Consider the following 26,537-nt stretch of genomic DNA (forward strand, 5'->3'; position numbering starts at 1 on the left):
AGGGTGAGAACATGAGAAACTTTTCGTATTTATTAGGTTTGTTCGTTGTCATACTCGCATTTGTTGCATATGATCTTTACGACAAAAATAAGCAGCTTGAACGGAGCGTGCACGCAGCTTATACGAATGATTTATCCACTGCAACGGAAAAATTGTCTTTACTTCACCGCTCTGTTTCTCAGTCTTTACTGTACCAAGATGAGCAGGCATTAACAACAGAGCTTGACAATATATGGCGAATTAGTAGTGAATTAAGAAAATCAGTCGCCAATTTACCGTTACAAGATGAGGTCCAAACAGAATGGATGCGTTATTTAGGGAGGATTGGAAACTCTGCGAAAATGGCAGCAGATTCTGGTGATTTTACAGAGTGGCAATCTAAAATGGGTACCGTTTCATCCAATTTAAACGCATTTGCCGAAGAGTGGAATGTTGCAACCGTATCATTTTATGAAAATGACGGTGATTTTAGAAAATGGTCAGCCAATAAAGCGATGGCAATTAAAGATTCACCATTTTTAGGGGCGTCAAAGCAACTCAAATCGTATAACGAAACTGATTTCCCTTTAACGGCAAGTGAGTCCGATTTCGAAAAGAAACGTGATTTAGAGCATTTATCCGATCAACCGATTACAAAAAAACAAGCGATTGAACATTTTAAAAAATATTTCCCGGAAATTTCAGATGCAGCAATTACTGTAACAAAGAGTAAGGATGATGCCCCGTATCCCTTTTATCATATCCAATTCATTCGAGGAACGAGAATTGGCTATGCGGATATTACGGAAAAAGGGGGACATTTATTATCATTCCTAATGGAAAGACCCGTTGCAAAAAGTGCATTGTCACATGAGGAAATACTCGGTACTGCAAAAGACTTTATGAAAAAAGTGGGCTATGAAGATGTTGTAATATCTGAAACACGAGAAAATCATGAGGCATGGCATATAGTATTTACACGCGTATATGGTGCAGATAACGCGCTCGTCTATCCAGACAGTATTCAACTAAAAATCGCAAAAGATAATGCAGAAATATTAGGTATTAATGCGATGGAATACGTTCAAGAAGAAAAGATTCCACAGCAAGCAACCCTACCAATTAATTGGGAAACTTTCTTTGCTGACAATGTTCAAGTGGAGGAAGTAAAAAATATTTACACAGCGGACAATACGTTTACATTACGTAAATGCTACGAGGTCATTGCACGTATCAATAATGAATATCAAGATACATTCCGAATTGTAATTGATGCTGAAACACATAAAGTTGTAAAAAATGAAAAATTAAAGTAATTTCTCTGGAAACAATATAAGGATTTGGTAGCTAATTTTTCCGTACCATGCGATAATAAGGCTATTAATCTTTATTGTACGAGGAGAAACAGATGGAACTAAAAATGGGGACTCAATTGACATTAGAACCAATCTATACAGAGCGTGTAGAGAAATTTCGTTGTCGGATTGTTGAGCAACAAAATAATATTATTTTTATTGATTATCCTGTTAATGTACTAACGAAAAAAGTTGCTTTTTTAGTAGATGGTGCGCAATTTCGAGTAACCTTTAGTACAAACTCGAAAGAAAATTATGCATTTAACACGGAAGTCCTTGGTCGTAGAGGTGGCAATGTCCAAATGATTATGTTATTGTGCCCACCCAAAGAGGAATTTCTTAAAATTCAACGAAGAGAATATGTCCGCATAGAAACACCGGTAGATGTAGCTATTGAATTTAATAATCAATTTTATCAATTCGTAGCAGAAGATATTAGTGCAGGTGGTACTGCAATCCATATTAAATCACCCGTTGAATTTAAAGACGGTGATAGAGTAAAGATAGTCGTCGTCCTGCCATTTTCAAATGGTGATGTGAGTTATGTAGAAACAGATGCCGTCATTGTTCGTATATTTGAAAGAGACGATATTCAAATCGCTTCTGTTCAGTTTACGGATACAGATGATCTGGACAAGCAACATATTGTACGTTTTTGTTTTGAACGCCAGTTACTATTCCGAAAAAAAGAAATGAATGAAATATAAAGTGTACCCGTCGTTAATATAAAATGGCGGGTTTTTTAATGTTGTACGTTGGAATAAATCTTACGTTAAACATGAAAATTCAATTACGCCTTGGTCTGATGGCGTCCAGATTTTGAATTGGCTTAGTCCGGCACGATGTAAGTCAGTTAGCGGTTGTCGCATGAATACGACGAACTTAGGCTAACATTCTAATATTGACTACTTTCAAAATCTATGTAATCCTCCGGAGGATTTATCTTCAATTAATGGGTGTTTGAACATCCATTGAATGAAGAAAAAAAGTGATTATGATACAATAAAGACGGAAAGTAGGGATTATTTATGATGAAAAAAATTCAAATTGCAATCGATGGCCCAGCTGGTGCGGGTAAGAGCACAATCGCCAAAATCGTCGCTGAAGCATTAAACTTTACTTATATCGACACAGGGGCAATGTACCGCGCAGTTACGTATAAAGGGATAAATGAAAACATACAATTACATGACGCAGTAGCTCTTGAAAAAATGCTGCGTACGACAACGATTACATTAAAGCCTTCAGAACTAGGACAACTCGTATTTGTTGATGGCGAAAATGTTTCTGAAGCAATTCGTTCAAATGAAGTCACATCCAATGTTTCACAAGTTGCAGCTCATGCTAATATTCGTGAAATTTTAGTAGACATGCAACAGCAACTCGCTGCAAGTGGTGGTGTTGTAATGGATGGTCGCGATATTGCAACACATGTTTTGAAGGAGGCGGAGTTAAAAATATTTATGTCTGCAACCGTTGAAGAACGTGCACGTCGCCGTTATTTGGACAATGAACGCCGTGGTATTTCATCAACAATTGAATCTTTACAAGAAGAAATTGCACTACGAGACAAATTAGATAGTGAACGTGAAGCATCGCCGTTAATTCAAGCTAAAGATGCCTTATTTTTAGATACAACGAATTTAACTATTGATGAAGCAGCACAAGAAATCTTAAAGTTGGCACATGAAAAAACGCTTTAGAAATAAATCCCAAGTCACGGTGATGAACCTTTACTTTTCCCTACATGTAAAAAATTTCTAAAAATAAAGGGATATTTTTTGTTTTTGTTGAACATTTCTAATAAACTAATAAGTGGAATATGCGAAGGAGGGTTACATATGTCTGAAGAAATGAATTTAGGGTTAGACCAAGAATTTCATGAAGGAGATATTGTGAAAGGGGTTGCTGAACAAGTTGAGGATAAGTCAGTAACAGTTTCAATAAAGGGTGCACCTTTTAATGGAATTATACCGATTAGCGAACTTTCAAGCTTACACATTGAAAAAGCTTCCGATGTGGTATCTGTAGGAGATACTCTCGAGCTTATAATTACGAAGGTTGAAGAAAGCAATTTTGTTTTATCGAAACGCAAAGTAGATGCACTACAAGCGTGGGATCAATTAGAAGCAAAACTTGCTTCTGGTGAAGTTTTCGAAGCAGAAGTAAAAGATGTGGTGAAAGGCGGACTTGTCGTAGATTTAGGTGTGCGCGGCTTCGTACCAGCTTCATTAGTGGAAGATCATTTTGTTGAAAATTTTGATGATTACAAAGGTCGAACAATGAGCTTTAAAATTACTGAATTAGATAAAGAAAAAGGGCGATTAATTTTATCGCACCGAGCTGTTTTAGAAGAGCAAAAATCTTCTAAGAAAAAACAAATAATTAATTCGATTCAAGATGGCGATATTTTAACGGGGAAAGTTCAGCGTTTAGCGAGCTTTGGCGCATTTATCGACCTTGGTGGTATCGATGGCTTAGTGCATATATCTCAAGTAGCACATGAGCATGTGGATGATGTATCAGCCATCTTACATGAAGGGCAAGAAGTGAAAGTAAAGGTGCTTTCTGTTGATCCGCTAAATGAGCGCGTTTCATTATCGATTAAAGATACGTTAGCTGGGCCTTGGGTTAATATCGAAGCTAATGCTGCAAAGGGCTACGTATTGAATGGTGTTGTAAAGCGTTTAGTAACGTTTGGTGCCTTTGTTGAAGTGTTCCCAGGGGTTGAAGGGCTTGTGCATATTTCGCAAATCGCTCATAAACACATTAATACACCACATGAAGTGCTAAAAGAGGGACAAGAAGTAGAAGTCAAAGTGCTTGAAGTGAACGAACAAGAAAAACGTTTAGCATTAAGCATTAAGGCGTTACAAGATAGTCCGGAAAAAGAAGAAGAATTCGAATATGAATTACCGGTAGAAACAACAGGCTTCTCATTTGGTGATTTCATTGGAGATAAATTAAAGGGATTTAAATAAACAATAATCCAAAACGAATTTAGGGAGAGTAACCTGTCCTAAATTCGTTTTTTTATTAGAATGTTGTGAAAAAATGATATAACAGGCAAATTCGTGTATAATACATAAAAGATAAGTGTTTGGAAGGATGAAGTACAGATGACAAAACCAGTAATCGCCATCGTAGGACGTCCGAACGTAGGTAAATCAACAATTTTTAATCGTATTGTTGGAGAGCGTGTATCGATCGTGGAAGATATCCCTGGAGTTACACGTGACCGTATTTATAGTTCGGCTGATTGGCTAGCACATGAATTTAATATCATTGATACAGGTGGTATTGAAATAGGTGACGAACCATTTTTAGAGCAAATTCGTCAGCAAGCAGAAATCGCAATTGAAGAAGCAGATGTTATTATTTTCCTGGCTAATGGTCGTGAAGGTGTGACAGCAGCGGATGAACAAGTTGCAAAAATTTTATATAAAACGAAGAAACCAGTTATTTTAGGGGTCAATAAAATTGATAACCCGGATATGCGTCATATGATTTATGATTTCTATTCTTTAGGTTTCGGAGAGCCTTGGCCAATTTCTGGTTCACACGGCTTAGGGTTAGGGGACCTACTTGATGAATGTGCGAAACATTTCCCGCAACAAGATGAAGAACAATATGGTGAGGAAACAATTAAATTCTCATTAATTGGACGTCCAAATGTAGGTAAATCTTCATTAGTGAACGCATTTTTAGGACAAGATCGTGTTATTGTAAGTGATATTCAAGGGACGACACGTGATGCAATTGACTCACCATATACGCATGATGATCAAGATTATGTCATCATTGATACAGCAGGTATGCGTAAAAAAGGGAAAGTGTATGAATCAACAGAGAAATATTCTGTTTTACGTGCATTACGAGCGATTGAACGTTCGGATGTTGTCTTAGTTATTTTAAACGCAGACGAAGGTATTCAAGAACAGGATAAAAAAATTGCTGGTTATGCCCATGAGGCTGGAAAAGCGGTTATTATCGTTGTTAATAAATGGGATGCCATTGAAAAAGATGAAAAAACAATGAATTTTTATACGGAGCAAATTCGTGAGCATTTCTTATTTTTAGATTATGCACCGATTGTCTTTGTATCAGCTAAAACAAAACAACGTGTATTAACGATTTTACCAATTATTCAACGCGTTAGTGAAAATCATGCGATGCGTATTCAATCTTCTATCTTGAATGAAGTGATTGAAGATGCAGTTGCACGTAATCCGGCTCCAACAGATAAAGGACGCCGTTTACGTATTTACTATGCAACACAAGTGGCAATTAAGCCGCCGACATTTGTTGTCTTTGTAAATGAACCAGAGTTAATGCACTTCTCTTATGTGCGTTTCTTAGAAAACCGTATACGTGATACGTTTGATTTCGAAGGTACACCTTTACGTTTAATTACGCGTGCTCGTGACTAATTAATCGGATTTATTAGGCGGAACGCGCACTTGATTAGATTCTTTTAAAAAAATACTTTCCTTTTCACAGCAGAGGCGCTAGTTTATTTCGATGAACTAGCGTTTTTGTACAACAAAGGAACGTACACGAAAATTGTCTATTACCTCTCTAAACTTTGGAGGATGACGGAGGATAATTATGATGGAAAATGTAGTAGTTTTAGGTGCTGGCTCATGGGGGACTGCGTTAGCAATTGTATTGGCTGAAAACGGCCATAATACATTAATTTGGTCTCACCGCGAGGATCAAGCAAACGAAATAAATGAACAACATACAAATAAAAAATATTTGCCAAATACAAGTTTACCTGTAAATTTGGTCGCGACACATGATTTGGAAAAAGCGGCAAAACATGCTTCAACAATTGTCATGGCGGTTCCTACAAAAGGAATTCGTGAAGTTTGCGCAAATATATCACAATTTTTAAATGAAAAAACATTATTTACTCATGTATCTAAAGGGATTGAACCTGATTCATTAATGTGTATTTCTGAAATAATGAAGGAAAGCTTAAATCCTGAAATTCTTGAAGACATTGTTGTGCTATCAGGGCCATCCCATGCGGAAGAAGTTGTATTGCAGCATCCTACGACAATTGCAGCAACGTGTGCAAACTTGGAAGCAGCAGAGAAAGTGCAGGATTTATTTATGAATCACTATCTCCGCGTGTATACAAATGATGATGTCATCGGTGTTGAAATTGGTGGCGCATTAAAAAATGTTATTGCGTTAGCTGCGGGAATTACGGATGGCCTGCAATATGGTGATAATGCAAAAGCCGCGCTCATAACACGTGGTTTAGCTGAAATTACAAGATTAGGTGTAAAAATGGGCGGTAATCCATTTACGTTTGCTGGTTTGACGGGTATGGGTGACTTAATTGTTACTTGTACAAGTGTTCACTCTAGGAACTGGCGCGCAGGAAATATGCTTGGTAAAGGGATGAAATTGCCGCAAGTGCTAGAAGAAATGGGCATGGTTGTAGAAGGTGTTCGAACAACGAAAGCCGCCCACCAATTAGCCCAAAAATATAATGTTACGATGCCAATCACATCCGCTTTATATGAAGTGCTCTTTAATAATATGGAGCCAAAAGAAGCAGTTGATCAATTAATGATTCGGATGAAAAAACGAGAAATCGATGAAATGTAGTAGCATAAAACGAAAAGATTAGCCCCTCTTTCCGTGTGTGTTTGAACAAGCACTGAAAGATGATAAATTGTCACATTTAAGGAGGTATGCGCGCATACCTCCTATTCTTTTGGTAGTGAAAACGTTATAATTATTAGCGGAATGGAAGTAACTAGTTATGAAGGGCGGTTTTATCGTTGCAACACATCTTGCAAAGTATGGATCCTACATATTTATTGCTCGCATCAGCTCGTGGACCTTTAGATACTATGAGTGCACTTGATGTCATGTGGGTTTCGTTTTATTCAATTGGCTTACTATTATTTTCCGTAATTGTGATTTCTGCTGTACGTAAATGGGTACATAATACTTTCTTATCATTTATTTTTCGGTTGATTGCGTTCGGGATGTTTTTAGTAGGGTCAATACTGATGGTGCTCGTAATCTTTACGTGGCCAAATTAATGATGGGGGAAGAAAATATGAAATGGTCTAAACTATTGCTAATTTTTTCACTCGCGACAATTGTCTTAGCTGGCTGTGGTTCGCCTACTAATTTTGATCAGTCGAGCTTGCGTCCGGATGTTGATATGTTAGCAAGCGTCCAAAGAGCAGTGGATGAATACCAAAAAGATACGGGTGTTTTACCAATCAAAACACGAGATCAAGATACGGATATTTTTATTAAGTATTTAATTGATTTCGACAAGCTTGTTCCAAAATACATAGGTTCATCGCCAGCTAATGCGTATGAAAAGGGTGGCATTTTCCAATATATGATTTGGGATCCAGAAGAAAATCCGACTGTAAAACTGGTCGATTTACGTGCCCCTGAACGTATGCGCGAAGTAAATATTCGTTTCTCTGCATCGAAATATCCACAGTTCAAAGAAAAAATAGTTGAACATGTGTATACAATTAATTTTGAAAATATTGGTTACAAAGAAGATGTTACGGTTCCAAGTCCGTATTCAAATAATGAATTGCCGATTTTAGTCACTTCAGAAGGTAATTTGTATGTGGATTATTCAATCGACTTATACCAATACATGCAGGACAATAACATTACGGCGACACCAGGCGAGGACATTCGAGAGCTGTTAGTGGATGCCTATTCGGTCGTCCCAGCGTATTCTTTACCTTACACAGTCGATGAAAATAATGAACCGGTCATTATGTATGATCCATTGAAAAAAGAAAAATAATGCTTAAAAGTCTCGTACATCTGATGTGCGGGACTTTTTCATATTTAGAAAAAAGAAAACATATAGTATTGTTGAGAGTGCTTCAAATTTGGACATCAAACAGGTTAAGTTAATGCATCTCGATGTTCATGTAGATTGTGAAGTTTTGTAAAAGGGAGGAACTGCAATTAGCGATCAAATTTTTCAGCAACTCGCGGAACGAACAAATGGCGATATTTATATTGGGGTAGTGGGTCCGGTTCGAGTAGGGAAGTCAACATTTGTTAAAAAGGTCATGGAAGGCGTTATTTTACCGAATATTACAAATGCGGAAGATCGTATGCGTGCGATGGACGAGTTACCACAAAGCTCTCCTGGACCCGTTATTATGACCTCTGAACCAAAATTTGTTCCGGCTCAGGGGACAACGGTTACAATAGGAGAAAGTGAAATGCCATTCCGCATTCGACTCGTCGATTGTGTTGGATATGTCATTGATGGTGCAAAGGGTTACCAGGATGAATCTGGACCGAAATACGTTCATACGCCATGGCATAATGAACCGATTGCATTCCAAGAAGCAGCGAAAATGGGTACCGATAAAGTCATTCGAGATCATGCGAATCTTGGGATTGTCGTGACAACGGATGGTTCAGTAAATGGCATGAGTCGAGCAGCTGCACAAGTAGCCGAAGAGAAAATTATTGAGCAATTGACAGACATTGGCAAGCCTTTTGTTTTAGTTTTAAATAGCTCAATGCCAACCTCGAATGAAACGATCAATCTGCGCAATGCCCTAATTGAACGCTATGATGTGCCTGTAATTGCGATTTCAGTCGATAAGTTACAACCATCAGATGTGGCGTATATTTTACAAGAAGCGTTATTTGAGTTCCCAGTAAGTCAAATCGAGGTTGAGAAGCCGGATTGGCTAGAAATATTAGATGATCATCATGAATTAAATGAAACTTTATCATTTGCAGTGGAGCAATTGCAAGATGGATTAATGAAAATTAGAGATGTTGATTCAGCTAGTGCCATTTTACAGCAAATTGATTTTGTAGAAAAATGCAATGTCGAAAGAATGGACCCAGGAACAGGTATCGCTACGTTAAGAGTGGCGGTTGATGGGGAAACGTATAAAAGGGTTTGCCAGCAATGGTTAGAAAAGCCGGTAGACACGAAAAAAGATTGGTTATTATTTATAAAAGAAGCTGCCGAGGCAAAACAAGCTCAGAAAAGATTCCGTGAAGCGATTCAAGATGCGCGAGAGGACGGTTACGGTGTGACACTGCCAGCTATGGATGAATTTATCCCTAGTGAACCGGAATTAATTAAACAAAATAACTTTTTCGGCGTACGTATGAAGGCAACCGCGCCATCGTATCATATTATTCGTATCGATATGGAAGCGGAATTTTCACCGCTAATTGGCTCTGAATTCCATAGCCAACATTTACTGAAGGATTTACAACATGCGTATGATCATGACCGTCAGGCTTTGTGGGAAACACAATTATTCGGTACGCCATTACATGAAGTGTTAACAGAAAGCATTCGCTATAAAATGCAAGTTGTACCAACTAGTGCAAAAAATCGTATGCGCTTAATGATGGAACGAATGGTGAATGAAGGGGAAAAAGGTCTAATTACGTTCATTATTTAAAGGAAGTCACAGGATTTTTTTAGGGATTTTATCGAGCATGCTCGATAAAATCTGGACTCAATTACGCCAAGTTGTAATTAATAGTAATCGACAAAAAATGTACAGGACAGTTCACTTTATGGGTGAAATGTCCTGTAATTTGTGTTTTTGCACAAAAAATACTAAGTTTTAGGCAAAACATACATGAATACAGTTGCGCCGCGGTTTTCTGTGTGTTACTCTTTTTACAGGATTTAGATTCATGACCCTTTGAGAGGAGGTGAATGGTGTGAATAAAACAGAATTAGTAAACGCTGTTGCTGAAGCGGCAGGTCTTTCTAAAAAAGATGCTTCCAAAGCGGTTGAAGCTGTATTTGATACAATTCAAGATGCTCTTGCAAAGGGTGATAAAGTACAATTAATCGGTTTTGGTAACTTTGAAGTTCGTGAACGTGCGGCTCGTAAAGGTCGTAACCCACAAACTGGTATGGAAATCGAAATTGCTGCGAGCAAAGTGCCTGCTTTCAAACCAGGTAAAGCGCTTAAAGACGCTGTAAAATAATTTTCACCGTCTAGCGTTACATAGAGCAGCCTTCAGAATTTCTGAAGGCTGCTCTTTTTAGCAATAAGAACGACATTATTTTGTATTACTATTATAGAAATAAGGAACGACATTTGAATACATATGAGTTTTCACCTAGTTGAAATGCATTTGTCGAATTAAGTAGACAGTTTTTGAACTTATCGACGAGATATGCTACGATTCACTTGGTGAAATGTAAACGAAAAACGATTTACATAGATAGAACAGAACATTTATTAAACGAAAAATAATAGAAAAACTTAATGATTCCGTTTTGGGTAATTTAGGAGGAAATAGTTTCATGACGAATGTCGATTTAAAGAAAATTGAAGAAGCAGTAAAAATGATATTAGAAGCGGTTGGTGAAGACGTTGAACGAGAAGGTTTGCTCGATACACCAAAGCGCGTTTCGAAAATGTATGCAGAAATGTTTAGCGGCTTAAAAGAAGATCCACGTGAATACTTTAATACCGTTTTCCATGAGGACCATGAAGAATTAGTTTTAGTTAAAGATATCCCGTTCTTTTCGATGTGTGAGCATCACTTAGTACCTTTTTATGGGAAAGCGCATATTGCATATATTCCAAAAGACGGGAAAGTGGCGGGGCTTAGCAAATTAGGGCGCTGCTTAGAATCGGTTGCACGTCGACCTCAATTACAAGAGCGTATTACATCCACAGTAGCTGATACAATTATGGAAATGCTGGATCCAAAAGGTGTTTATGTCATTATCGAAGCAGAACATATGTGTATGACAATGCGCGGATTAAAAAAACCTGGTGCAAAAACAATTACATCGGTTGCGCGTGGCATTTATGAGCAAGATGATGTCAAACGAAATGAAGTTATTACATTTGTGCAAATGTCTTAACTTGATTCAGCAGAAGTCCCCTACTTCTATAGATTGGGAATGAATGCTAAATATGCAACTTTATTGAGTGAGATTTTAAACCCTAGCTGAATAAAGTTAATGTCCGGCGGATGGCATCGATTTTTAAGGTGAGCTTTTCGAGCGAGTTCAAAAAAATCTGGACGCAATTACGCCGAGGCGTAATTGATTTAACGTAATTTATGTTATGATATACAAAGGAATTATGATGGTGAGGAGAAACAAACAATGGCACAAGATTATATTATCATTGAAGCAGAAGAAGATGGCGTTCACGTTATTGGATTGACACGTGGAACGGATACGAAATTTCACCATTCTGAAAAATTAGATGCTGGGGAAGTAATGATTGCACAATTTACAGATCATACATCTGCTATGAAAATTCGTGGAAAAGCAAAAATTCATTCGCAACACGGCATTGTTCAAAGTAACGGGAAGAAATAATATTTATTTTCATTCAGTTGGCTCCAAACGCCAACTGAACAATGGATATCTGGCTGAGAATATCACGTCCTGCGACAACTTCTAACTGACCTGTTACGTGCAGGCCTGAGCACAATTCAAAATCCCGACGCAATTACGCCGAGTCGTAATTGATTGAATCAACACTGAAATGGAGTAATTTCTATGAGTGCAACATACATTACACAATCTATTCAGCAATTAAAATCAAATATTTTCATGCATGTTCGTCATAGAGCGTTACTACAAAATGTCGGAGAACCAATTTTGGATAAGGAACAGTTGTTTTTTATTCAATTGCCGTTTTTAGATGGAAACTCGATTGATGATGAGCGTAAAATGAGCGCAATAACGGTTGGGATTGTTCATGCATCCCTTCTAGAACATGAAAAAATTAAAGAGCAAAACGCGACAAGCAAACAGCAACAATTAACAGTGCTTGCGGGTGATTACTATAGTGGTCGTTATTATCAATTATTAGCACAGTCAAGAAATATTCATCTCATTCAAAAATTGTCTAAAGGAATTGTCAATCGCTGTGAACAACAGATTAAAATATACGAACCTGTGACGAGACCACTTTCGGAGTGGATTGAGAGTATGAGTATTATTGAATGTGAATTAATTGAACAATATTATGAAGTATATCAATTTACACAATATAAAGATTTAATGAAAAAAACGTTAACTTTTTTACGATTGAAAGAGGAGCTTTCATTCGTTGAAAATGGTGAGAAAAGCTTTTTTAATAAGCAATTACATATTGACACGTTAAGCTCACCAACCATTCAAAATGCATTGCAAGAAGAGCTTATGAAGAGACAGGATGAATTGCATGGGATTGTGAAGCACATACCAATACAACCCGAATTAAAACAATACATTGAGCAATTGATCACTTCATAAGTGAATAAGAAAGGTTTTGAAAACATGACAAAATCGAAAGAACAACATGTTCATGAAGTATTTGAGAACATTTCAGAAAGCTACGATAAAATGAACTCTGTCATTAGTTTCCAACAACATATCAAATGGCGAAATGATACGATGAAGCGAATGGCAGTTAAAAAAGGTTCGAAATGCTTAGATGTTTGTTGTGGTACAGCAGATTGGACAATCGCATTAGCACAAGCTGCGGGTGAAGAGGGCGTTGTTAAAGGATTAGACTTTAGTCAAAACATGTTGAAAGTTGGGCAACAAAAAACGGCGGCTATACCACAAGTTGAGTTGATTCATGGGAATGCGATGGAATTGCCATTTGAAGATAACACGTTTGACTTTGTAACAATTGGATTTGGTTTGCGTAACGTCCCTGATTATTTGCAAGTGTTACGTGAAATGCACCGCGTCGTAAAGCCTGGTGGAATGGTCGTATGTTTAGAAACATCACAATCTGAAATCCCTGGTTACCGCCAACTATTCCGCTTCTATTTCAAATATATTATGCCGATATTCGGAAAGCTTTTTGCGAAAAGTTATAAAGAATATTCTTGGTTACAGGAATCTGCAAATGATTTTCCAGGTATGAAAAAATTAGCGCAAATGTTTACGGATGCGGGATTAAAAAATGTAACATATAAAGCATACAGTGGTGGGGCAGCCGCTGTGCATATGGGCTTTAAAAAAGAATAATGGTGAGAGTGGGTTTTGACGCGTGGAAAAGATGAAGCTAAAAATACTATATACTGATATTAAATCAGATATAGAAATCATCGAAAAAGAATTAGAAAAAGCGCTAAGTTCATCTTCTCACTTATTGAATGATGCCTCACTTCATTTATTGCAAGCAGGTGGAAAACGGATTCGACCGGTATTTGCGTTACTAAGTGCTAAATTTGGTGACTATAATATCGAGCGAATGAAAAATATCGCTGTTCCATTAGAATTAATCCACATGGCATCGTTAGTTCATGATGATGTGATTGATGATTCGGATATGCGTAGAGGCAGACTCACGGTGAAAGCACAGTGGAATAATCGTGTTGCGATGTATACAGGGGATTTTATTTTTGCAAGAGCATTAGAATATGTCACAATTATTGAAAATCCTCAAGCCCATCAAATTTTAGCGAGAACAATGGTTGAACTTTGTAATGGTGAAGTCATTCAAATTGAAGATAAGTTTCGTTTAAATCAAAATATTAAAGATTATTTCCGTCGTATTAAGCGTAAAACAGCACTCTTAATTGAATCGAGCTGTGAACTAGGAGCTGTCGTTAGTGGGGCAGATAAAAAAACCGTTCGTCATTTAAAACGCTATGGTTATTTTGTTGGGATGAGCTTCCAAATTATTGATGATATATTAGATTTCACGGCTACGGACAAGCAACTAGGGAAACCGGCAGGAAGCGATTTCATTCAAGGGAATATCACATTACCGATTTTATTGATGAAAGAAGATCCTCAATTAATACCGTATTTAGAGAAAGTTTCCACCGGTGAGCTATTAGAGGAAGAACGTCAAGCAATGCTGCAACTTGTACGTAAATCAAATGCGATAAAAGAAGCGACTAAAATAAGTAATTTGTATTTAAAAAAAGCTTTAGCCGAAGTAGAAAAATTACCAAATCATCCTACGAAGAAAAAACTGCGCGATATTGCCTTGGTCATGGGTAAGAGAAAATTCTAAAAATGCTAGCATTATAAAGGTTTATGCTAATATTTGTTGCAGTTTATGCGTGTCTTTGGTAATATTTATCGGTAGGTGTAAAACCTTTTACCCAAATTTAAGGAGTGTATAATAACATGGCAATCGAAAAAACATTTTTAATGGTTAAACCTGATGGCGTAGAACGTCAAGTAATCGGTGATATCGTTGACCGCTTTGAACGTCGCGGTTTCGTATTACGTGGAGCAAAATTAATGACTGCTTCTCGTGAATTAGCTGAAAATCACTATGCAGAACACGCTGAGCGTCCATTCTTCGGTGAATTAGTAGACTTCATCACTTCTGGCCCAGTATTTGGTATGGTTTGGGAAGGCGAAAACGTTATCCAATTAGCTCGTATCATGATGGGTGCTACTAAACCAGAAGATTCAGCTCCTGGTACAATCCGCGGAGACTACGCTGTAACTTTATCTCACAACGTAATCCACGGTTCTGATTCTTTAGCTTCTGCTGAGCGCGAAATAAACTTATGGTTCGGCGAAGGTTTAGCTGAGTAATTAATCTTGGTTTAACATGAATAAATAGTGTTCACTTTCAAAGTGGACACTATTTTTTTACATAAATATATATCTGAATAATGAAACTATAATGGTGGGGTAAACGTATAGTATATAACTTGAATATATTGACCCTTCATTATGAATGGGAACACCGACAAGTTTAGCTGGCAACACTTTATAAAGATGCAAGTTGATTGGAATGAAGGGGAGGCGACTCTAGCGGGAACAGCACCTTAGGAACGAAGGTTAAAACCGTCACGTCCTGTGACAATGCCTTCATGACCAACATCGTGTTGGCCTGAAAATCTACTTTTTTCGAGATATATCTCGAAAAAAGTTAGTTGGAGCCGTGCCCGCGGAAAGCGTTCGGACCAGAATGGAAATCAATCCGTCCTGTTTTGGCAATTTAAAAGAAGGTATTTTTTAATTCAACTTATATAACTAAAAGGAGAGGTTAGGATGGTTTTTTGGACTGCGATTGTTATTATTGTTGTAATGGGAATATTGACAGACACATATACGAAAAATAAAAAAATAGAGTTGAAGAGATTAGACAAGGAGATTGAATTAGAACGTCTAAAATTAGAAAACTATGATAAAGAGACAGAAAAAATGCGCTTAGAATTAGAACGTTCGAAGCAACAGCTGTTAGAAACTAGGAATCCTTCATAATTAAAGTGAATTTGTATTTCAGTTACTGCGATTATCAGCTATAATAGGCTTACGATATATGAGGGGACAGATGAGGATGTCAGATTACGAACAATTCATAGATGGCATTAAACGCAAAACAGGAATCGATTTAGCGCTCTATAAAGAGGCACAAATGAAGCGTCGACTCACTTCACTATATGAGAAAAAAGGCTATAAAGATTTTGTAGACTTTTTAAAAGCGTTAGAAAAAGATCGCGATTTAATGAATGAATTTTTAGATCGAATGACGATTAACGTTTCGGAGTTTTATCGTAATGGAAAACGTTGGGAAGTACTGCAAAACAAAATTTTCCCGAAGCTGCTTCAAACAAATAAACGACCAAAAATTTGGAGTGCAGCTTGTTCTACTGGTGAAGAGCCGTATAGCTTAGCAATGGTTTTGTCGAATCATGTACCTATATCTCAAATTGGTATATTAGCGACGGATTTAGACGAGAATGTTATTCAGAAAGCAAAACTCGCATTATATCCAGAACGCTCTTTAGCAGAAGTGCCAAAAGATGTACAAGCAAAGTACTTTGAAAAAGAGGGACTATTTTATAAAGTTAAAGACGAGATTAAACGAACAGTTACATTCAAAAAACATAATTTATTAAAGGATAACTATGAATCCAATTTTGATTTAATCGTTTGCCGAAATGTGATGATTTACTTTACGGAAGAAGCAAAAGACCAAATTTATGAAAACTTCAGTAAAGCACTGCGCCCAGGTGGTATTTTATTTGTTGGTTCGACGGAACAAATTTTTAATCCAGCACGCTATGGTTTCGAAGTTGAGGATACATTCTTTTATCGAAAAAAATAATGGCAAAAAAAATGCGCAGTATGTGTGTTGCGAAAGTTTGGAGAAGGATCCACTTTTCTAACGAATAAAAAACGCTTTTCGTACAATTTGCGAATAGGCGTTTTTTTGTTCAATTTTGCTCATACATGCACGGTATTTTACCTTGAATGTTCAGAATGTTCTAAAATAGCGAATTATCCGAATGAAAATGGTACTGATATTTATCTTGAAATATGTTATAGTGAAAAATACATACTTTAGCGAGTTGAAGGGAGAAAGTGTTTAATGCGTTATTTAACAGCAGGTGAGTCACACGGACCACAATTAACTACAATTATTGAGGGGTTACCGTCACAATTGCCGGTGACAGCAGAAAAAATAAATTATGACTTAAAACGACGACAAGGTGGACATGGCCGAGGACGTCGTATGCAAATCGAAACAGATACAGTCGAAATCGTTTCGGGCGTCCGACACGGGAAAACATTAGGCTCTCCAGTAGCACTTGTCGTAACAAATGATGACTGGAAGCATTGGACTAAAATTATGGGAGCGGCAGAATTACCAGAAGATATTGACCCAACTGAAATGAAGCGTCAAATTTCCCGTCCACGCCCAGGACATGCAGATTTAGTTGGTGGGATGAAATATGGTCACCGCGATTTACGCAATGTTTTAGAGCGTTCAAGTGCCCGTGAAACAACGGTGCGTGTGGCAGTTGGCTCTGTTGCAAAGGCGTTATTAAATGAGCTCGGAATTTCAATTGTTGCACATGTGACGGAAATCATTGGAATTAAAGCCGATACAGCGCTAGTTGAGGGGAAATCAGCAGATGAGATACGCGCGATTGTAGAAGAAGACCCTTGCTATTGTGTTGATTCAGAAGCATCGGCAAAAATGGTCGAAGCGATTGATGATGCTAAAAAAGCAGGCGATTCAATTGGTGGGATTGTCGAAGTGATTATTGAAGGATTACCAGCTGGCATTGGTTCATATGTTCATTATGATCGTAAATTAGACGCGAAATTGGCTGCAGCAATGTTAAGCATCAATGCATTCAAAGGTGTTGAATTCGGCATCGGTTTTGAAATGGCCCGTAAAAAAGGTTCAGAAGTACATGACGAAATTACTTGGGATGAGGAAAATGGTTATACACGTACGACAAACCGTCTAGGTGGTTTAGAAGGTGGTATGTCTACAGGTATGCCTATCATTGTACGTGGTGTCATGAAGCCAATTCCAACGTTATATAAACCATTACAAAGCGTGGATATTGAAACGAAGGAACCGTTTAAAGCGAGTGTCGAGCGTTCAGATAGCTGTGCAGTACCGGCAGCATCGATCGTGGCAGAACATGTTATTGCTTGGGAAATAGCGAGTGTCATTGTGGATCAATTCCACAGCGATCAATTCCCTCAATTGAAAGCACAAATTGATGCGATGCGTCAGTACACAAAGGAGTACTAATATGAAAATTCCAGTTCGTGCTGCATCTCATTCGTATGTTGTGACGATTGGGAATGGCATTTTACATGATGTAGTTCAATCACATAAAGCACTGTTTGAAAAGGCAGATAAAATAATTGTATTAACGGATGAATTAGTTTGGGCGGCACAAAGGGAATATTTTGAAGCGAACTTCTCCTATACCTTTGACGTGCTCGTGATGCCAGCAGGAGAGCAATGTAAAAGCTTTGAAAATTATCAGGTGACACAAACATTTTTACTAGAAAAGAAATGTACGCGTAAATCATTAGTTATCGCATTTGGTGGGGGTGCTGTAGGAGATTTAGCGGGATTTGTTGCCGCGACCTATATGCGTGGAATCCCGTTTATTCAAGTGCCAACGACGATTTTAGCACATGACTCAGCAGTTGGTGGAAAGACAGCGATTAATCATCCGCAAGGTAAAAATATGATTGGTGCCTTTTATCAGCCACAAGCGGTTATTTATGATACGAAATTTTTAAGAAGTTTAAGTGAAAAAGAAGTTCGATCAGGAATGGCTGAAGTCGTAAAGCATGCCCTCATTTCCGACGCTGAATGGGTGGAAGAATTAGTAGAAGCCAATTCAATAACGAATTTACCAGAACAACTGCTAGGGGATTATTTAGCACAAGGTATTCAAGTGAAGGCTGACATCGTGGAACAAGATGAGACAGAGCAATCTGTGCGTAAGTATTTAAATTTAGGTCACACGTACGGCCACGCCATCGAAGCAGCTGCAGGCTATGGAAAAGTCGCACATGGTGAAGCAGTCATGATTGGTCTCATTTATTGTTTATTATTAAGTGAACGTTACGGAAAAATCGATCATGCATTTACGGAGCGATTTTTACAATTTGCAATCGACAGTGGCTATCCGTTTGAAGCGGTTTATCAATTTACATTCGAACAGCTCACGGAATATTTATTAAAAGATAAAAAGGCGGACTATGGCATATTGCAATTTGTTTTATTGGAAACGGTCGGAAAGCCATTTGTACAAAAAATTGAATTAGATGAATGTAGAGAAATTGATAATCAGCTAAGACAATTACTGTTGGAGGTGGAAGCGTGATTCGAGGAATACGTGGAGCAATTACGATTGATGAAGATAGAGCGGAGTTAGTGTGGGAAGAGACAGCTAAGCTTGTGCAAGAAGTAGTGAAACAAAATAAAGTGGATCCATCAGATATAGCTTCTGTTACAATTTCGACTACACCAGATATTCGCTCAGCATTTCCTGCGAAGTCTGTTCGTTCAATGGAAGATTGGCAATATGTTCCGATTATGTGTATGCATGAAATGGATGTACCAGGTGCACTTCCGCTTTGTATCCGTGTGTTATTACATGTCAACACACATACACCACAGCATGAAATTCATCATATTTACTTAAAAGATGCCGTTAAATTACGACCAGATTTAGTGAAATAACAGCAAATTAAGAGGAGACGGTCAACGATGAAATGGAAACAACAATTACATGGGATGAAAGCTTACCAACCAGGTAAACCAATGGAAGAAGTAAAGAAACAGTATGGATTAGATGAAGTCGTGAAATTAGCATCAAATGAAAATCCATTCGGTAGCTCACCACAAGTAAAAGCATTTTTACAATCAGATGCGTCCAATCACGCGGTTTATCCGGATGGATATGCACAAAACTTACGCACAAGCCTCGCAAATTTTTATGGGGTAGAAGAAGGAGAGTTAATTATCGGAAATGGCTCCGATGATTTAATCGCCATTATTACTCGTGCGTTATTATATCCAGGAGTGAATACGGTCATGGCCGATCCATCGTTTTCACAATACTGGCATAATGCGGAAATTGAAGGTGCAGAAGTACGTAAAATCCCTCTCAAAGATGGCGTGCATAATTTGGATGCAATGCTTGAAGCAATTGATGAAAATACATCCGTTGTGTGGGTTTGTAATCCAAATAATCCAACTGGAACAATTGTTTCGGATGAAGCATTGCGTGCATTTTTAGCGGCAGTACCAAATGATGTTTTCGTCGTATTAGATGAGGCGTACATAGAGTATGTCAATGACCCAAAATACCAAGACACATTGCATTTTTTCAGAGAGTATTCTAATTTAATTTTATTACGCACATTTTCAAAAGCGTATGGCTTAGCATCATTCCGCGTAGGATATGGCATTGCTCAAGGGGAAGTAATTGCGAAGCTTGACCCTGTTCGTGCACCATTTAACAATACAATTTTAAGTCAAAAAGTAGCCCAAGTAGCACTTGGCGACCAAGAATATATCGCAAGTTGCAGTGAAGCGAATGAAAAGGGCAAGAAGCAATTTGTTGCGTTTTGTGAAGCACAAGGGCTAAACTATTTCCCTTCTCAAACAAACTTCATCATGTTTGAAGTGAAGATGAGCAGTCAAATTGTATTTGAAGAGATGATGAAGCGTGGATTTATTATTCGTAGTGGCGCGGCACTTGGTCTAGAAGGATTTATTCGTGTAACAATTGGGACCGAGCAGCAAAATGAAAAATTCCTACAATTGCTGGCAGAAGTTTTGAAAGAGCAAGGGGTTTTTGCATGACAAGGAATGTTCTCGTAATAGGACTGGGGTTAATTGGTGGTTCTGTTGCATTAGCTTTACAAAAGGCTCCGCATACGAAAGTGTTTGGTTACGACGCACATGAGCAAACAAGAGAATTAGCGTGCACATTAAATGTTGTAAATGAAGTGGTTGAAGATCCTGCACAATTTGCTGAGCAAGCAGATGTTATTATATTTGGAACACCTGTCAATATAACACTCGACTTGATGGAACAGCTAAAAAATTGGAATTTAAAGCGCAATGTTATTATTACTGATACCGGTAGTACGAAAGCCCGTATTATGGAAAAAGCACTTGAATTAAGAGAATTAGGCATTACCTTTATTGGTGGCCACCCAATGGCAGGTTCACATAAAAGTGGTATTACGGCTGCTAAACCGTATTTATTGGAAAATGCCTATTATATGCTGACACCAACTGAAGGCGAAGAAATTGAAAAAATCGCTGCACTCGACGATTTATTAAAATTTACGCTCGGGAAAATGGTCGTAGTAGACGCCAAGGCACATGATCATATGACAGCTGTTGTCAGCCATTTCCCCCATATTGTTGCGGCCTCATTAGTCCATCAATTGAACTTTGAGAAAAAAGCATTCCCGATGACTTCCTCTTTAGCGGCTGGGGGGTTCCGTGATATAACACGTATTGCTTCCTCCAATCCGACATTGTGGCGAGATATTACGCTGCAAAATCAAAAAGAGTTAGTTGGTCAATTGGATATATGGTTAGATGAAATGGGACGGATAAGGCAGTTGCTAGAGCAAGGTGATGCGGAGGAAATTGAGCGTTATTTTGCCGATGCGAGGGATGTTCGCGACAAGTTGCCAGTTGCAAATGGGGCATTGTACATGCCATATGACTTGTATGTTGATATTCCAGACTATCCAGGGGTTATTTCTGAAGTGACCGGCTACTTGGCAAATGAAAATATTAGCATCATTAATATTCGAATTGTTGAAACGCGTGTCGATGTATTTGGTATTTTAGTGATCAGTTTCCAAACAAATGAAGACCGTGAGCGAGCTGCAAAGTGCATCATACAAAAAGCAAATTATGATACACATATATCTTAATGAACATCACATCTCGCTAAATTAACTTGCGAGATGTATTTTTTCTAGGGAGGGATTGTCATGAGTTCAAAAGTAATGAGATACAACAAGCCGGCACTTCAAGGGGAAATAACGGTACCAGGAGACAAATCGATTTCCCACAGATCCGTCATGTTTGGTTCAATCGCGCAAGGTAAGACAACCGTTTCTGGCTTTTTACTTGGGGAAGATTGTTTAAGTACAATTGACTGTTTCCAAAAACTCGGTGTCGACATACAAGTAGATGGAACGAATGTTAAGATTGAAAGTCCGGGAATGGATGATTGGAAAGAGCCGAGTGAAGTGTTATATACAGGTAATTCAGGTACAACTACTCGCCTCATGGTAGGAATTTTAGCGGGTACAAACGTGCATACTGTGATGACAGGTGATGCATCAATTGGTAAGCGTCCAATGCGTCGTGTAACGGATCCATTACGTCAAATGGGTGCACAAATTTCTGGCCGGGAAAATGGCCAATTTACACCGCTAGCAATACAGGGAACCGCTTTGCAAGCGATTGATTACACGATGCCTGTAGCAAGTGCACAAGTGAAATCGGCTGTTTTATTAGCTGGCTTACGCGCACAAGGAACAACGATTGTGCGAGAAAGTGAAGTGTCACGTGATCACACGGAACGCATGCTACGTCAATTTGGCGCGGCGATTACAGTTGAGCAAGGTGTCGTATCATTTGAAGGCGGACAGCAGCTCACAGGCACGCATGTTAACGTTCCAGGGGATATCTCTTCTGCCGCCTTCTTTTTAGTTGCAGGGGCAATTGCTAAAAATAGTCGTGTCATCTTGAAAAACGTCGGGGTGAATGAAACACGAAATGGCATCCTAGAGATACTCCAAAATATGGGTGCGAAAATGGAAATCGAAGTAGATGATGAACATGCAGCTGAACCAACAGCGACGATAACAATGACAACATCTACTTTAAAAGGAACGACCATTGAAGGGGCAATTATTCCTCGATTAATTGATGAAATACCGATTTTAGCACTATTAGCAACACAGGCAACTGGAAAAACGATTATAAAAGATGCAGAAGAATTAAAGGTAAAAGAAACGAATCGTATTGATGCAGTCGTAGCGGAATTAAAAAAACTAGGCGCACAAATTGAAGCGACGAGTGATGGCATGATTATTGAAGGACCTACAAAATTACATGGTGCAAGTTTGAAATCATATGGTGATCATCGAATCGGCATGATGGCGGCAGTTGCAGCATTAGTAACAGACGGAGCTATCGAGCTAGATGACGCACAATGCATCGCCGTATCATACCCAACGTTTTTTGAACATGTAAACGAATTGATTAACGAGTAAGCTAGATCATTTATACCTCGGCGTAATTGCATCCAGATTTTGAATTGTGCTTAGGCCTGCATGTTGCAGATCAGTTAGCCATTGTTGCTTGGATGCGACAACCGCTAACATCCTAATATTTATTCCCATAAAAATCTGTGACACCAGCCGGGGCTTAATTTTATTCAGTAAGAGTTTAAACACCCACTGATAAATCCTAAACTTGCATTTTTGACACTGCTTATAGAAGAGGGAGTTTTCTACTGAATGAAAATAAAAAGTCATTTTGATGAAGATCAGGATGGCTTTTTGCGCTACATAAATTTGGGCCTACCAATAGGGAATTATGCCAAGAATCACCGTGCCTTGAGTCATAAGTCGTTCAAATTTATATATTTGCGATAAAATCAGTTCTTTTTCTTGTGAAGCAAGAGAAGGTCATGTAGCATTATAATGAAAAAGTAGGAAAAGGTGAATGACAAGATGAATGAATTATTACAAGCAATACAAGAAGGAAACGTACAACAAATAGACCTTCTCCTAGAATCATTTTTAATAAATAGTGAACCTTCCGAGCAATATGAGATTGCGGAAGCATTGATGCATTTTGGTTTTTTAAATGAAGCAAATCGTGTTTTTGAACATTTACAATTTTTATTCCCTGAAGAAGCTCAAATTGCGATAGATAAAGCCTCAGTCCTGATTGAAATGGGCGAAGAAGACGAGGCACTTAATTTATTAATGGGGATAAGCGATGAAACACCCGAATATCCACAAGCATTATTAGTTCTTGCGGATTATTATCAAATGCAAGGGTTATTTGAAGTGGCGGAACAGCGTATTAATGAAGCGCTGCAATTAATACCGACAGAACCGCTGTTACAATTTGCGAAAGCAGAACTCCTTTTTGAAACAGGACGTTTTTCTGAAGCGGCTCGAATTTATGAAGAGCTTTATACGATTGACAAAAAATTTGCTGGAGTAGTGTTGGCGCAAAGATTGGCGGAAGTGTATCGAGCAGGTGCAGGCTACGAAACGGCGCTTGAATATTATATGGAAGCACTTGAAGAAGACGTAACACCTGATTTACTATTTGGTTCGGGTTATGCCGCATTCCAAACTCAAAAATATGAATTAGCGATCAAACAGCTCGAAGATTTAAAAGAACTAGATCCTGATTATTTTTCAGCATATTTATTGTTAGCGGATAGTTATGCCATGCAAGAGGACAATGTACGAGCACTTGAGGTAATAAAAGAAGGAATAAAACGTGATGAATATGAAAAGTCCTTCTTTTTATTTGCCGGCAAAATGGCGTTGAAAAATAGTCAACCAGATGAGGCTATCGGTTATTTAACGGAAGCGATTGCACTTGACCCTGAGTACATGGAAGCGATTTTAGTGCTGATGTCTGCCTATAGCTCGCAGGAAAGATTTGAAGATGTGCTCGATTTATTTGAACAGCTACAACAAAATGAATTTGAGTGGGTTTCACTATATCCATTTGTTGCGCATGCGTATAATATAAATGAACAGTTCGAAAAAGCATATGAAATTTACAAACTTGCATATATTGAATTCAAAGACGACGTGGAATTTTTAGAGAAATATTGCTTATTCTTATTGGAAGATGGAAAGCAAGAGGAAGCAAGGCTCGTTGCGCAACAGCTCGTTGAATTACAGCCAACTGAACAGCAATGGATTGATTTATTAGATCGCTTTGAGTAGAAGGAGGATATAATGGTGACTTACTCCGTACCACTAAATGATAAGAAAGTATTCATTAAATGGTTTTTGAAAAATTTTCAATTAAAGCGTAGGGAAGGGGTATGGATTTTGAATTATTTGCTTAGCAACGATGAATTGCTAACAAATATTCATTTTGTTGAAGATGCACATTATTGTCCAAGGGCCATTGTCATGTCGACTGTGGATACGACCGCTATTCCATTTCGATTTTATAAAAAAAATATTATGACGTCAGATGCGGAAAAATCGTTTCATGATTTGCGGTTAAATCCTCAAGAATTAATGTATGTTCAATTAAATTTCCCAAATGTTCCACCGAACCCAGTTTATTTAGCTGTGTTGGAAGAAAATCCATACATGCCTAAAGATTTAGTCATCCATGAAAAGGATCGCTTAGCTGCCCAACGATTACTTGAGAATAGTGTCATGGCGTTCCAGGAACAACAACTTTTACGGGAGATTGATGAAGCATTGGATGCAGGGGATAAAGAGCGGTTTTTTGAGCTATCAAATTTATTGCAAGCATTAAAGATTCTTAATAAATAGTTTTTTTCTAGCGTGAGAGAAATATAAAATTTAAGGGAATCCAAAATTAAAGGACATTACCTTACAGATTTCAAGTGAGGGATGTCCTTTTTATCTATGTAAATTAAATGGATTTTATATCCTTTTGATGTAAATTTTATGTTATATATTCTGATAATTTGCGTGCTTATTTGGCTGGCTAAGCACATGAGCCACCCAGCATTGTTGTCACAAATTTGTACGACTCATCTTTGTGCTTTATGCAAGGTTAGCCTATGTAAATTTTTTCCTCTTGGTCTTTCTGCACTTATTGCGCCGCTACCGTGGGAAGCGACGTCATCCTAATAAGATTTTTATTCCAGTAGGAAAAACTATCCTATATTTAGGGATTATTGAGGAGAAGAAATAATACAACATATGTGAGTGAACCTTTTAGTGAAAAAACATGCTGCAAAAATAGGGTCAGACAGCAAATGTTGCAAGCTAGACTGTATTCCAAAAACAAATTTTAGTGTGGCACTAGTATTTCAATATATTATACTTACCTTATATCTAGGAAGAAAATGATTAGAAGTCAGGTTGGTAGAAATTTTAACAGGGGATGTTGATTGGAATGAAGGGAAGGCGACCCCTGCGGGAACAGCAGCTTAGGAACGAAGGCTAAAACCGTCGAAAACGCATTCGTGACCAACATCGTGTTGACCAGAAAATCCACTTGTTTCGAGATGCATCTCGAAACAAGTTAGTTGGAGCCGTGCCCGCGTAAAGCGTCCGGACCGGAATGGAAATCAACTTACCCTTTTTTGGTGAGTTTTTAAAAGAAGGATTCTTAGATCAACTTAAATAGGAGGAAAAAAATGATTTTCAATGTAAAAGATATCGAACAATTTCAAACACAAAAACCATTTATTGATACAGCGATTGTGCCATTAGTACGATTAAATTTATTAGAGGAGGGTATGAAACAGAGCAGTTCTGCCGTAGACTATTTGATGACATTGACAATGTTTATCGAACAGCAATTTAGAGGTAGAGTAATGTTAATGCCACCATTTTCATATACAGACCGAACAAAAAATGAATTATTACCAATGCAGTTGCAAGAGGAACTACATAATACAGGTTTTAAATCTGTCATTTTTATTACATGTGACCATTCTTGGACCAAGAGAAATGAAGATTTGGACATATTATGGCTACCAGCAATTCCATTGGAATCCATGGATAAAACAGTAAAACAGCGCATTTTAGAGGATCAATTAAATCAGATTATTCCTGTTTTAACAGAAGCCTGGGCTTAATATGAGTCCATAGTTTCATTAAATGTTCACAAAGTCGCCAAATGAAATGAAAGCGTTATTGACCAACCTATTTTCTTGATATATCATAGATATGTCCTAGTTATTTACTATTTATGAAAGTAT

At 37.9% G+C, this 26,537-nt stretch carries 27 protein-coding genes; all 27 read left to right on the forward strand.

Annotation, left to right across the window (positions count from 1 at the left end):
- Positions 1–11: 11 nt before the first annotated feature.
- The 27 genes from CSE16_RS05850 (at position 12) to CSE16_RS05980 (ending at position 26,414) form a co-directional block, all read left to right on the forward strand.
- Positions 12–1,295: a PepSY1/2 domain-containing protein gene (locus CSE16_RS05850; protein ID WP_099423037.1), complete on the forward strand. Its 1,284-nt coding sequence runs from the start codon at positions 12–14 to the stop codon at positions 1,293–1,295.
- A gap of 92 nt (positions 1,296–1,387) precedes the next feature.
- The gene (locus CSE16_RS05855; protein ID WP_099423038.1) at positions 1,388–2,041 is read left to right on the forward strand and encodes a flagellar brake protein; all 654 of its coding nucleotides are present in this window, start codon (positions 1,388–1,390) and stop codon (positions 2,039–2,041) included.
- A gap of 321 nt (positions 2,042–2,362) precedes the next feature.
- Entirely contained in the window at positions 2,363–3,037 is a 675-nt protein-coding gene (gene cmk, locus CSE16_RS05860; protein WP_099423039.1) for a (d)CMP kinase, read from the forward strand.
- Between the two features lie 138 nt (positions 3,038–3,175).
- Entirely contained in the window at positions 3,176–4,315 is a 1,140-nt protein-coding gene (gene rpsA / locus CSE16_RS05865; protein ID WP_099423040.1) for a 30S ribosomal protein S1, read from the forward strand.
- A gap of 138 nt (positions 4,316–4,453) precedes the next feature.
- Positions 4,454–5,764, forward strand: a complete 1,311-nt coding sequence (gene der / locus CSE16_RS05870; protein ID WP_099423041.1) for a ribosome biogenesis GTPase Der — start codon at positions 4,454–4,456, stop codon at positions 5,762–5,764.
- Between the two features lie 181 nt (positions 5,765–5,945).
- Positions 5,946–6,956: an NAD(P)H-dependent glycerol-3-phosphate dehydrogenase gene (locus tag CSE16_RS05875; protein ID WP_099425765.1), complete on the forward strand. Its 1,011-nt coding sequence runs from the start codon at positions 5,946–5,948 to the stop codon at positions 6,954–6,956.
- A gap of 176 nt (positions 6,957–7,132) precedes the next feature.
- Entirely contained in the window at positions 7,133–7,399 is a 267-nt protein-coding gene (locus CSE16_RS05880; protein ID WP_253896179.1) for a DUF2768 domain-containing protein, read from the forward strand.
- Positions 7,400–7,416: 17 nt separating this feature from the next.
- Positions 7,417–8,139: a hypothetical protein gene (locus CSE16_RS05885; RefSeq protein WP_099425767.1), complete on the forward strand. Its 723-nt coding sequence runs from the start codon at positions 7,417–7,419 to the stop codon at positions 8,137–8,139.
- 178 nt (positions 8,140–8,317) lie between these two features.
- Positions 8,318–9,784 (forward strand): stage IV sporulation protein A, encoded by a 1,467-nt coding sequence (gene spoIVA, locus CSE16_RS05890; protein ID WP_371514637.1) that lies wholly within the window; start codon positions 8,318–8,320, stop codon positions 9,782–9,784.
- A gap of 268 nt (positions 9,785–10,052) precedes the next feature.
- Complete coding sequence (locus CSE16_RS05895; RefSeq protein ID WP_057982214.1) at positions 10,053–10,325, forward strand: HU family DNA-binding protein; 273 nt, start codon at positions 10,053–10,055, stop codon at positions 10,323–10,325.
- 322 nt (positions 10,326–10,647) lie between these two features.
- Complete coding sequence (folE, locus tag CSE16_RS05900) at positions 10,648–11,217, forward strand: GTP cyclohydrolase I FolE (protein ID WP_099423043.1); 570 nt, start codon at positions 10,648–10,650, stop codon at positions 11,215–11,217.
- Positions 11,218–11,463: 246 nt separating this feature from the next.
- Positions 11,464–11,682, forward strand: coding sequence for a trp RNA-binding attenuation protein MtrB (mtrB, locus tag CSE16_RS05905; protein WP_099423044.1), 219 nt, complete (start codon positions 11,464–11,466; stop codon positions 11,680–11,682).
- Between the two features lie 183 nt (positions 11,683–11,865).
- Complete coding sequence (locus tag CSE16_RS05910) at positions 11,866–12,606, forward strand: heptaprenyl diphosphate synthase component 1 (protein WP_099423045.1); 741 nt, start codon at positions 11,866–11,868, stop codon at positions 12,604–12,606.
- A 24-nt stretch (positions 12,607–12,630) separates the two neighbouring features.
- A complete protein-coding gene (locus CSE16_RS05915) occupies positions 12,631–13,332 on the forward strand; it encodes a demethylmenaquinone methyltransferase (RefSeq protein ID WP_099423046.1) in 702 nt (233 codons plus the stop codon).
- Positions 13,333–13,354: 22 nt separating this feature from the next.
- Positions 13,355–14,329 (forward strand): heptaprenyl diphosphate synthase component II, encoded by a 975-nt coding sequence (hepT, locus tag CSE16_RS05920; RefSeq protein ID WP_099423047.1) that lies wholly within the window; start codon positions 13,355–13,357, stop codon positions 14,327–14,329.
- Positions 14,330–14,445: 116 nt separating this feature from the next.
- The gene (gene ndk / locus CSE16_RS05925) at positions 14,446–14,865 is read left to right on the forward strand and encodes a nucleoside-diphosphate kinase (RefSeq protein ID WP_057982223.1); all 420 of its coding nucleotides are present in this window, start codon (positions 14,446–14,448) and stop codon (positions 14,863–14,865) included.
- Between the two features lie 462 nt (positions 14,866–15,327).
- Entirely contained in the window at positions 15,328–15,540 is a 213-nt protein-coding gene (locus CSE16_RS05930) for a hypothetical protein (RefSeq protein WP_099423048.1), read from the forward strand.
- 76 nt (positions 15,541–15,616) lie between these two features.
- Positions 15,617–16,387 (forward strand): CheR family methyltransferase, encoded by a 771-nt coding sequence (locus tag CSE16_RS05935; RefSeq protein ID WP_099423049.1) that lies wholly within the window; start codon positions 15,617–15,619, stop codon positions 16,385–16,387.
- 264 nt (positions 16,388–16,651) lie between these two features.
- Entirely contained in the window at positions 16,652–17,833 is a 1,182-nt protein-coding gene (aroC, locus tag CSE16_RS05940; RefSeq protein ID WP_099423050.1) for a chorismate synthase, read from the forward strand.
- A 1-nt stretch (position 17,834) separates the two neighbouring features.
- A complete protein-coding gene (gene aroB / locus CSE16_RS05945; protein WP_099423051.1) occupies positions 17,835–18,926 on the forward strand; it encodes a 3-dehydroquinate synthase in 1,092 nt (363 codons plus the stop codon).
- On the forward strand, positions 18,923–19,285 hold the full coding sequence (gene aroH / locus CSE16_RS05950; protein WP_099423052.1) for a chorismate mutase: 363 nt from the start codon (positions 18,923–18,925) through the stop codon (positions 19,283–19,285). Before aroB ends, aroH begins: the two co-directional genes overlap by 4 nt.
- A gap of 27 nt (positions 19,286–19,312) precedes the next feature.
- Positions 19,313–20,413 (forward strand): histidinol-phosphate transaminase, encoded by a 1,101-nt coding sequence (hisC, locus tag CSE16_RS05955; protein ID WP_099423053.1) that lies wholly within the window; start codon positions 19,313–19,315, stop codon positions 20,411–20,413.
- A complete protein-coding gene (locus CSE16_RS05960) occupies positions 20,410–21,507 on the forward strand; it encodes a prephenate dehydrogenase (RefSeq protein WP_099423054.1) in 1,098 nt (365 codons plus the stop codon). Before hisC ends, CSE16_RS05960 begins: the two co-directional genes overlap by 4 nt.
- A 60-nt stretch (positions 21,508–21,567) precedes the next feature.
- On the forward strand, positions 21,568–22,860 hold the full coding sequence (gene aroA, locus CSE16_RS05965; protein WP_099423055.1) for a 3-phosphoshikimate 1-carboxyvinyltransferase: 1,293 nt from the start codon (positions 21,568–21,570) through the stop codon (positions 22,858–22,860).
- Between the two features lie 462 nt (positions 22,861–23,322).
- The gene (locus tag CSE16_RS05970; protein WP_099423056.1) at positions 23,323–24,567 is read left to right on the forward strand and encodes a tetratricopeptide repeat protein; all 1,245 of its coding nucleotides are present in this window, start codon (positions 23,323–23,325) and stop codon (positions 24,565–24,567) included.
- 12 nt (positions 24,568–24,579) lie between these two features.
- Positions 24,580–25,134, forward strand: coding sequence for a ReoY family proteolytic degradation factor (locus CSE16_RS05975; RefSeq protein ID WP_371514540.1), 555 nt, complete (start codon positions 24,580–24,582; stop codon positions 25,132–25,134).
- An 836-nt stretch (positions 25,135–25,970) separates the two neighbouring features.
- Entirely contained in the window at positions 25,971–26,414 is a 444-nt protein-coding gene (locus CSE16_RS05980; protein WP_099423057.1) for a DUF2487 family protein, read from the forward strand.
- The last annotated feature ends 123 nt before the right edge of the window (positions 26,415–26,537 follow it).

Origin of the sequence: Solibacillus sp. R5-41 (genome assembly GCF_002736105.1) — a bacterium.
In the GTDB taxonomy this organism is placed as follows: domain Bacteria; phylum Bacillota; class Bacilli; order Bacillales_A; family Planococcaceae; genus Solibacillus.

Excerpts from the sequence above, each read along its gene's own strand:
- CSE16_RS05850 (WP_099423037.1), top strand. The coding sequence starts at position 12 with ATGAGAAACTTTTCGTATTTATTAGGTTTGTTCGTTGTCATACTCGCA.
- CSE16_RS05855 (WP_099423038.1), top strand. The coding sequence starts at position 1,388 with ATGGAACTAAAAATGGGGACTCAATTGACATTAGAACCAATCTATACA.
- cmk (WP_099423039.1), top strand. The coding sequence starts at position 2,363 with ATGATGAAAAAAATTCAAATTGCAATCGATGGCCCAGCTGGTGCGGGT.
- rpsA (WP_099423040.1), top strand. The coding sequence starts at position 3,176 with ATGTCTGAAGAAATGAATTTAGGGTTAGACCAAGAATTTCATGAAGGA.
- der (WP_099423041.1), top strand. The coding sequence starts at position 4,454 with ATGACAAAACCAGTAATCGCCATCGTAGGACGTCCGAACGTAGGTAAA.
- CSE16_RS05875 (WP_099425765.1), top strand. The coding sequence starts at position 5,946 with ATGGAAAATGTAGTAGTTTTAGGTGCTGGCTCATGGGGGACTGCGTTA.
- CSE16_RS05885 (WP_099425767.1), top strand. The coding sequence starts at position 7,417 with ATGAAATGGTCTAAACTATTGCTAATTTTTTCACTCGCGACAATTGTC.
- folE (WP_099423043.1), top strand. The coding sequence starts at position 10,648 with ATGACGAATGTCGATTTAAAGAAAATTGAAGAAGCAGTAAAAATGATA.
- mtrB (WP_099423044.1), top strand. The coding sequence starts at position 11,464 with ATGGCACAAGATTATATTATCATTGAAGCAGAAGAAGATGGCGTTCAC.
- CSE16_RS05910 (WP_099423045.1), top strand. The coding sequence starts at position 11,866 with ATGAGTGCAACATACATTACACAATCTATTCAGCAATTAAAATCAAAT.
- CSE16_RS05915 (WP_099423046.1), top strand. The coding sequence starts at position 12,631 with ATGACAAAATCGAAAGAACAACATGTTCATGAAGTATTTGAGAACATT.
- ndk (WP_057982223.1), top strand. The coding sequence starts at position 14,446 with ATGGCAATCGAAAAAACATTTTTAATGGTTAAACCTGATGGCGTAGAA.
- CSE16_RS05930 (WP_099423048.1), top strand. The coding sequence starts at position 15,328 with ATGGTTTTTTGGACTGCGATTGTTATTATTGTTGTAATGGGAATATTG.
- CSE16_RS05935 (WP_099423049.1), top strand. The coding sequence starts at position 15,617 with ATGTCAGATTACGAACAATTCATAGATGGCATTAAACGCAAAACAGGA.
- aroC (WP_099423050.1), top strand. The coding sequence starts at position 16,652 with ATGCGTTATTTAACAGCAGGTGAGTCACACGGACCACAATTAACTACA.
- aroB (WP_099423051.1), top strand. The coding sequence starts at position 17,835 with ATGAAAATTCCAGTTCGTGCTGCATCTCATTCGTATGTTGTGACGATT.
- hisC (WP_099423053.1), top strand. The coding sequence starts at position 19,313 with ATGAAATGGAAACAACAATTACATGGGATGAAAGCTTACCAACCAGGT.
- CSE16_RS05960 (WP_099423054.1), top strand. The coding sequence starts at position 20,410 with ATGACAAGGAATGTTCTCGTAATAGGACTGGGGTTAATTGGTGGTTCT.
- aroA (WP_099423055.1), top strand. The coding sequence starts at position 21,568 with ATGAGTTCAAAAGTAATGAGATACAACAAGCCGGCACTTCAAGGGGAA.
- CSE16_RS05970 (WP_099423056.1), top strand. The coding sequence starts at position 23,323 with ATGAATGAATTATTACAAGCAATACAAGAAGGAAACGTACAACAAATA.
- CSE16_RS05975 (WP_371514540.1), top strand. The coding sequence starts at position 24,580 with ATGGTGACTTACTCCGTACCACTAAATGATAAGAAAGTATTCATTAAA.
- CSE16_RS05980 (WP_099423057.1), top strand. The coding sequence starts at position 25,971 with ATGATTTTCAATGTAAAAGATATCGAACAATTTCAAACACAAAAACCA.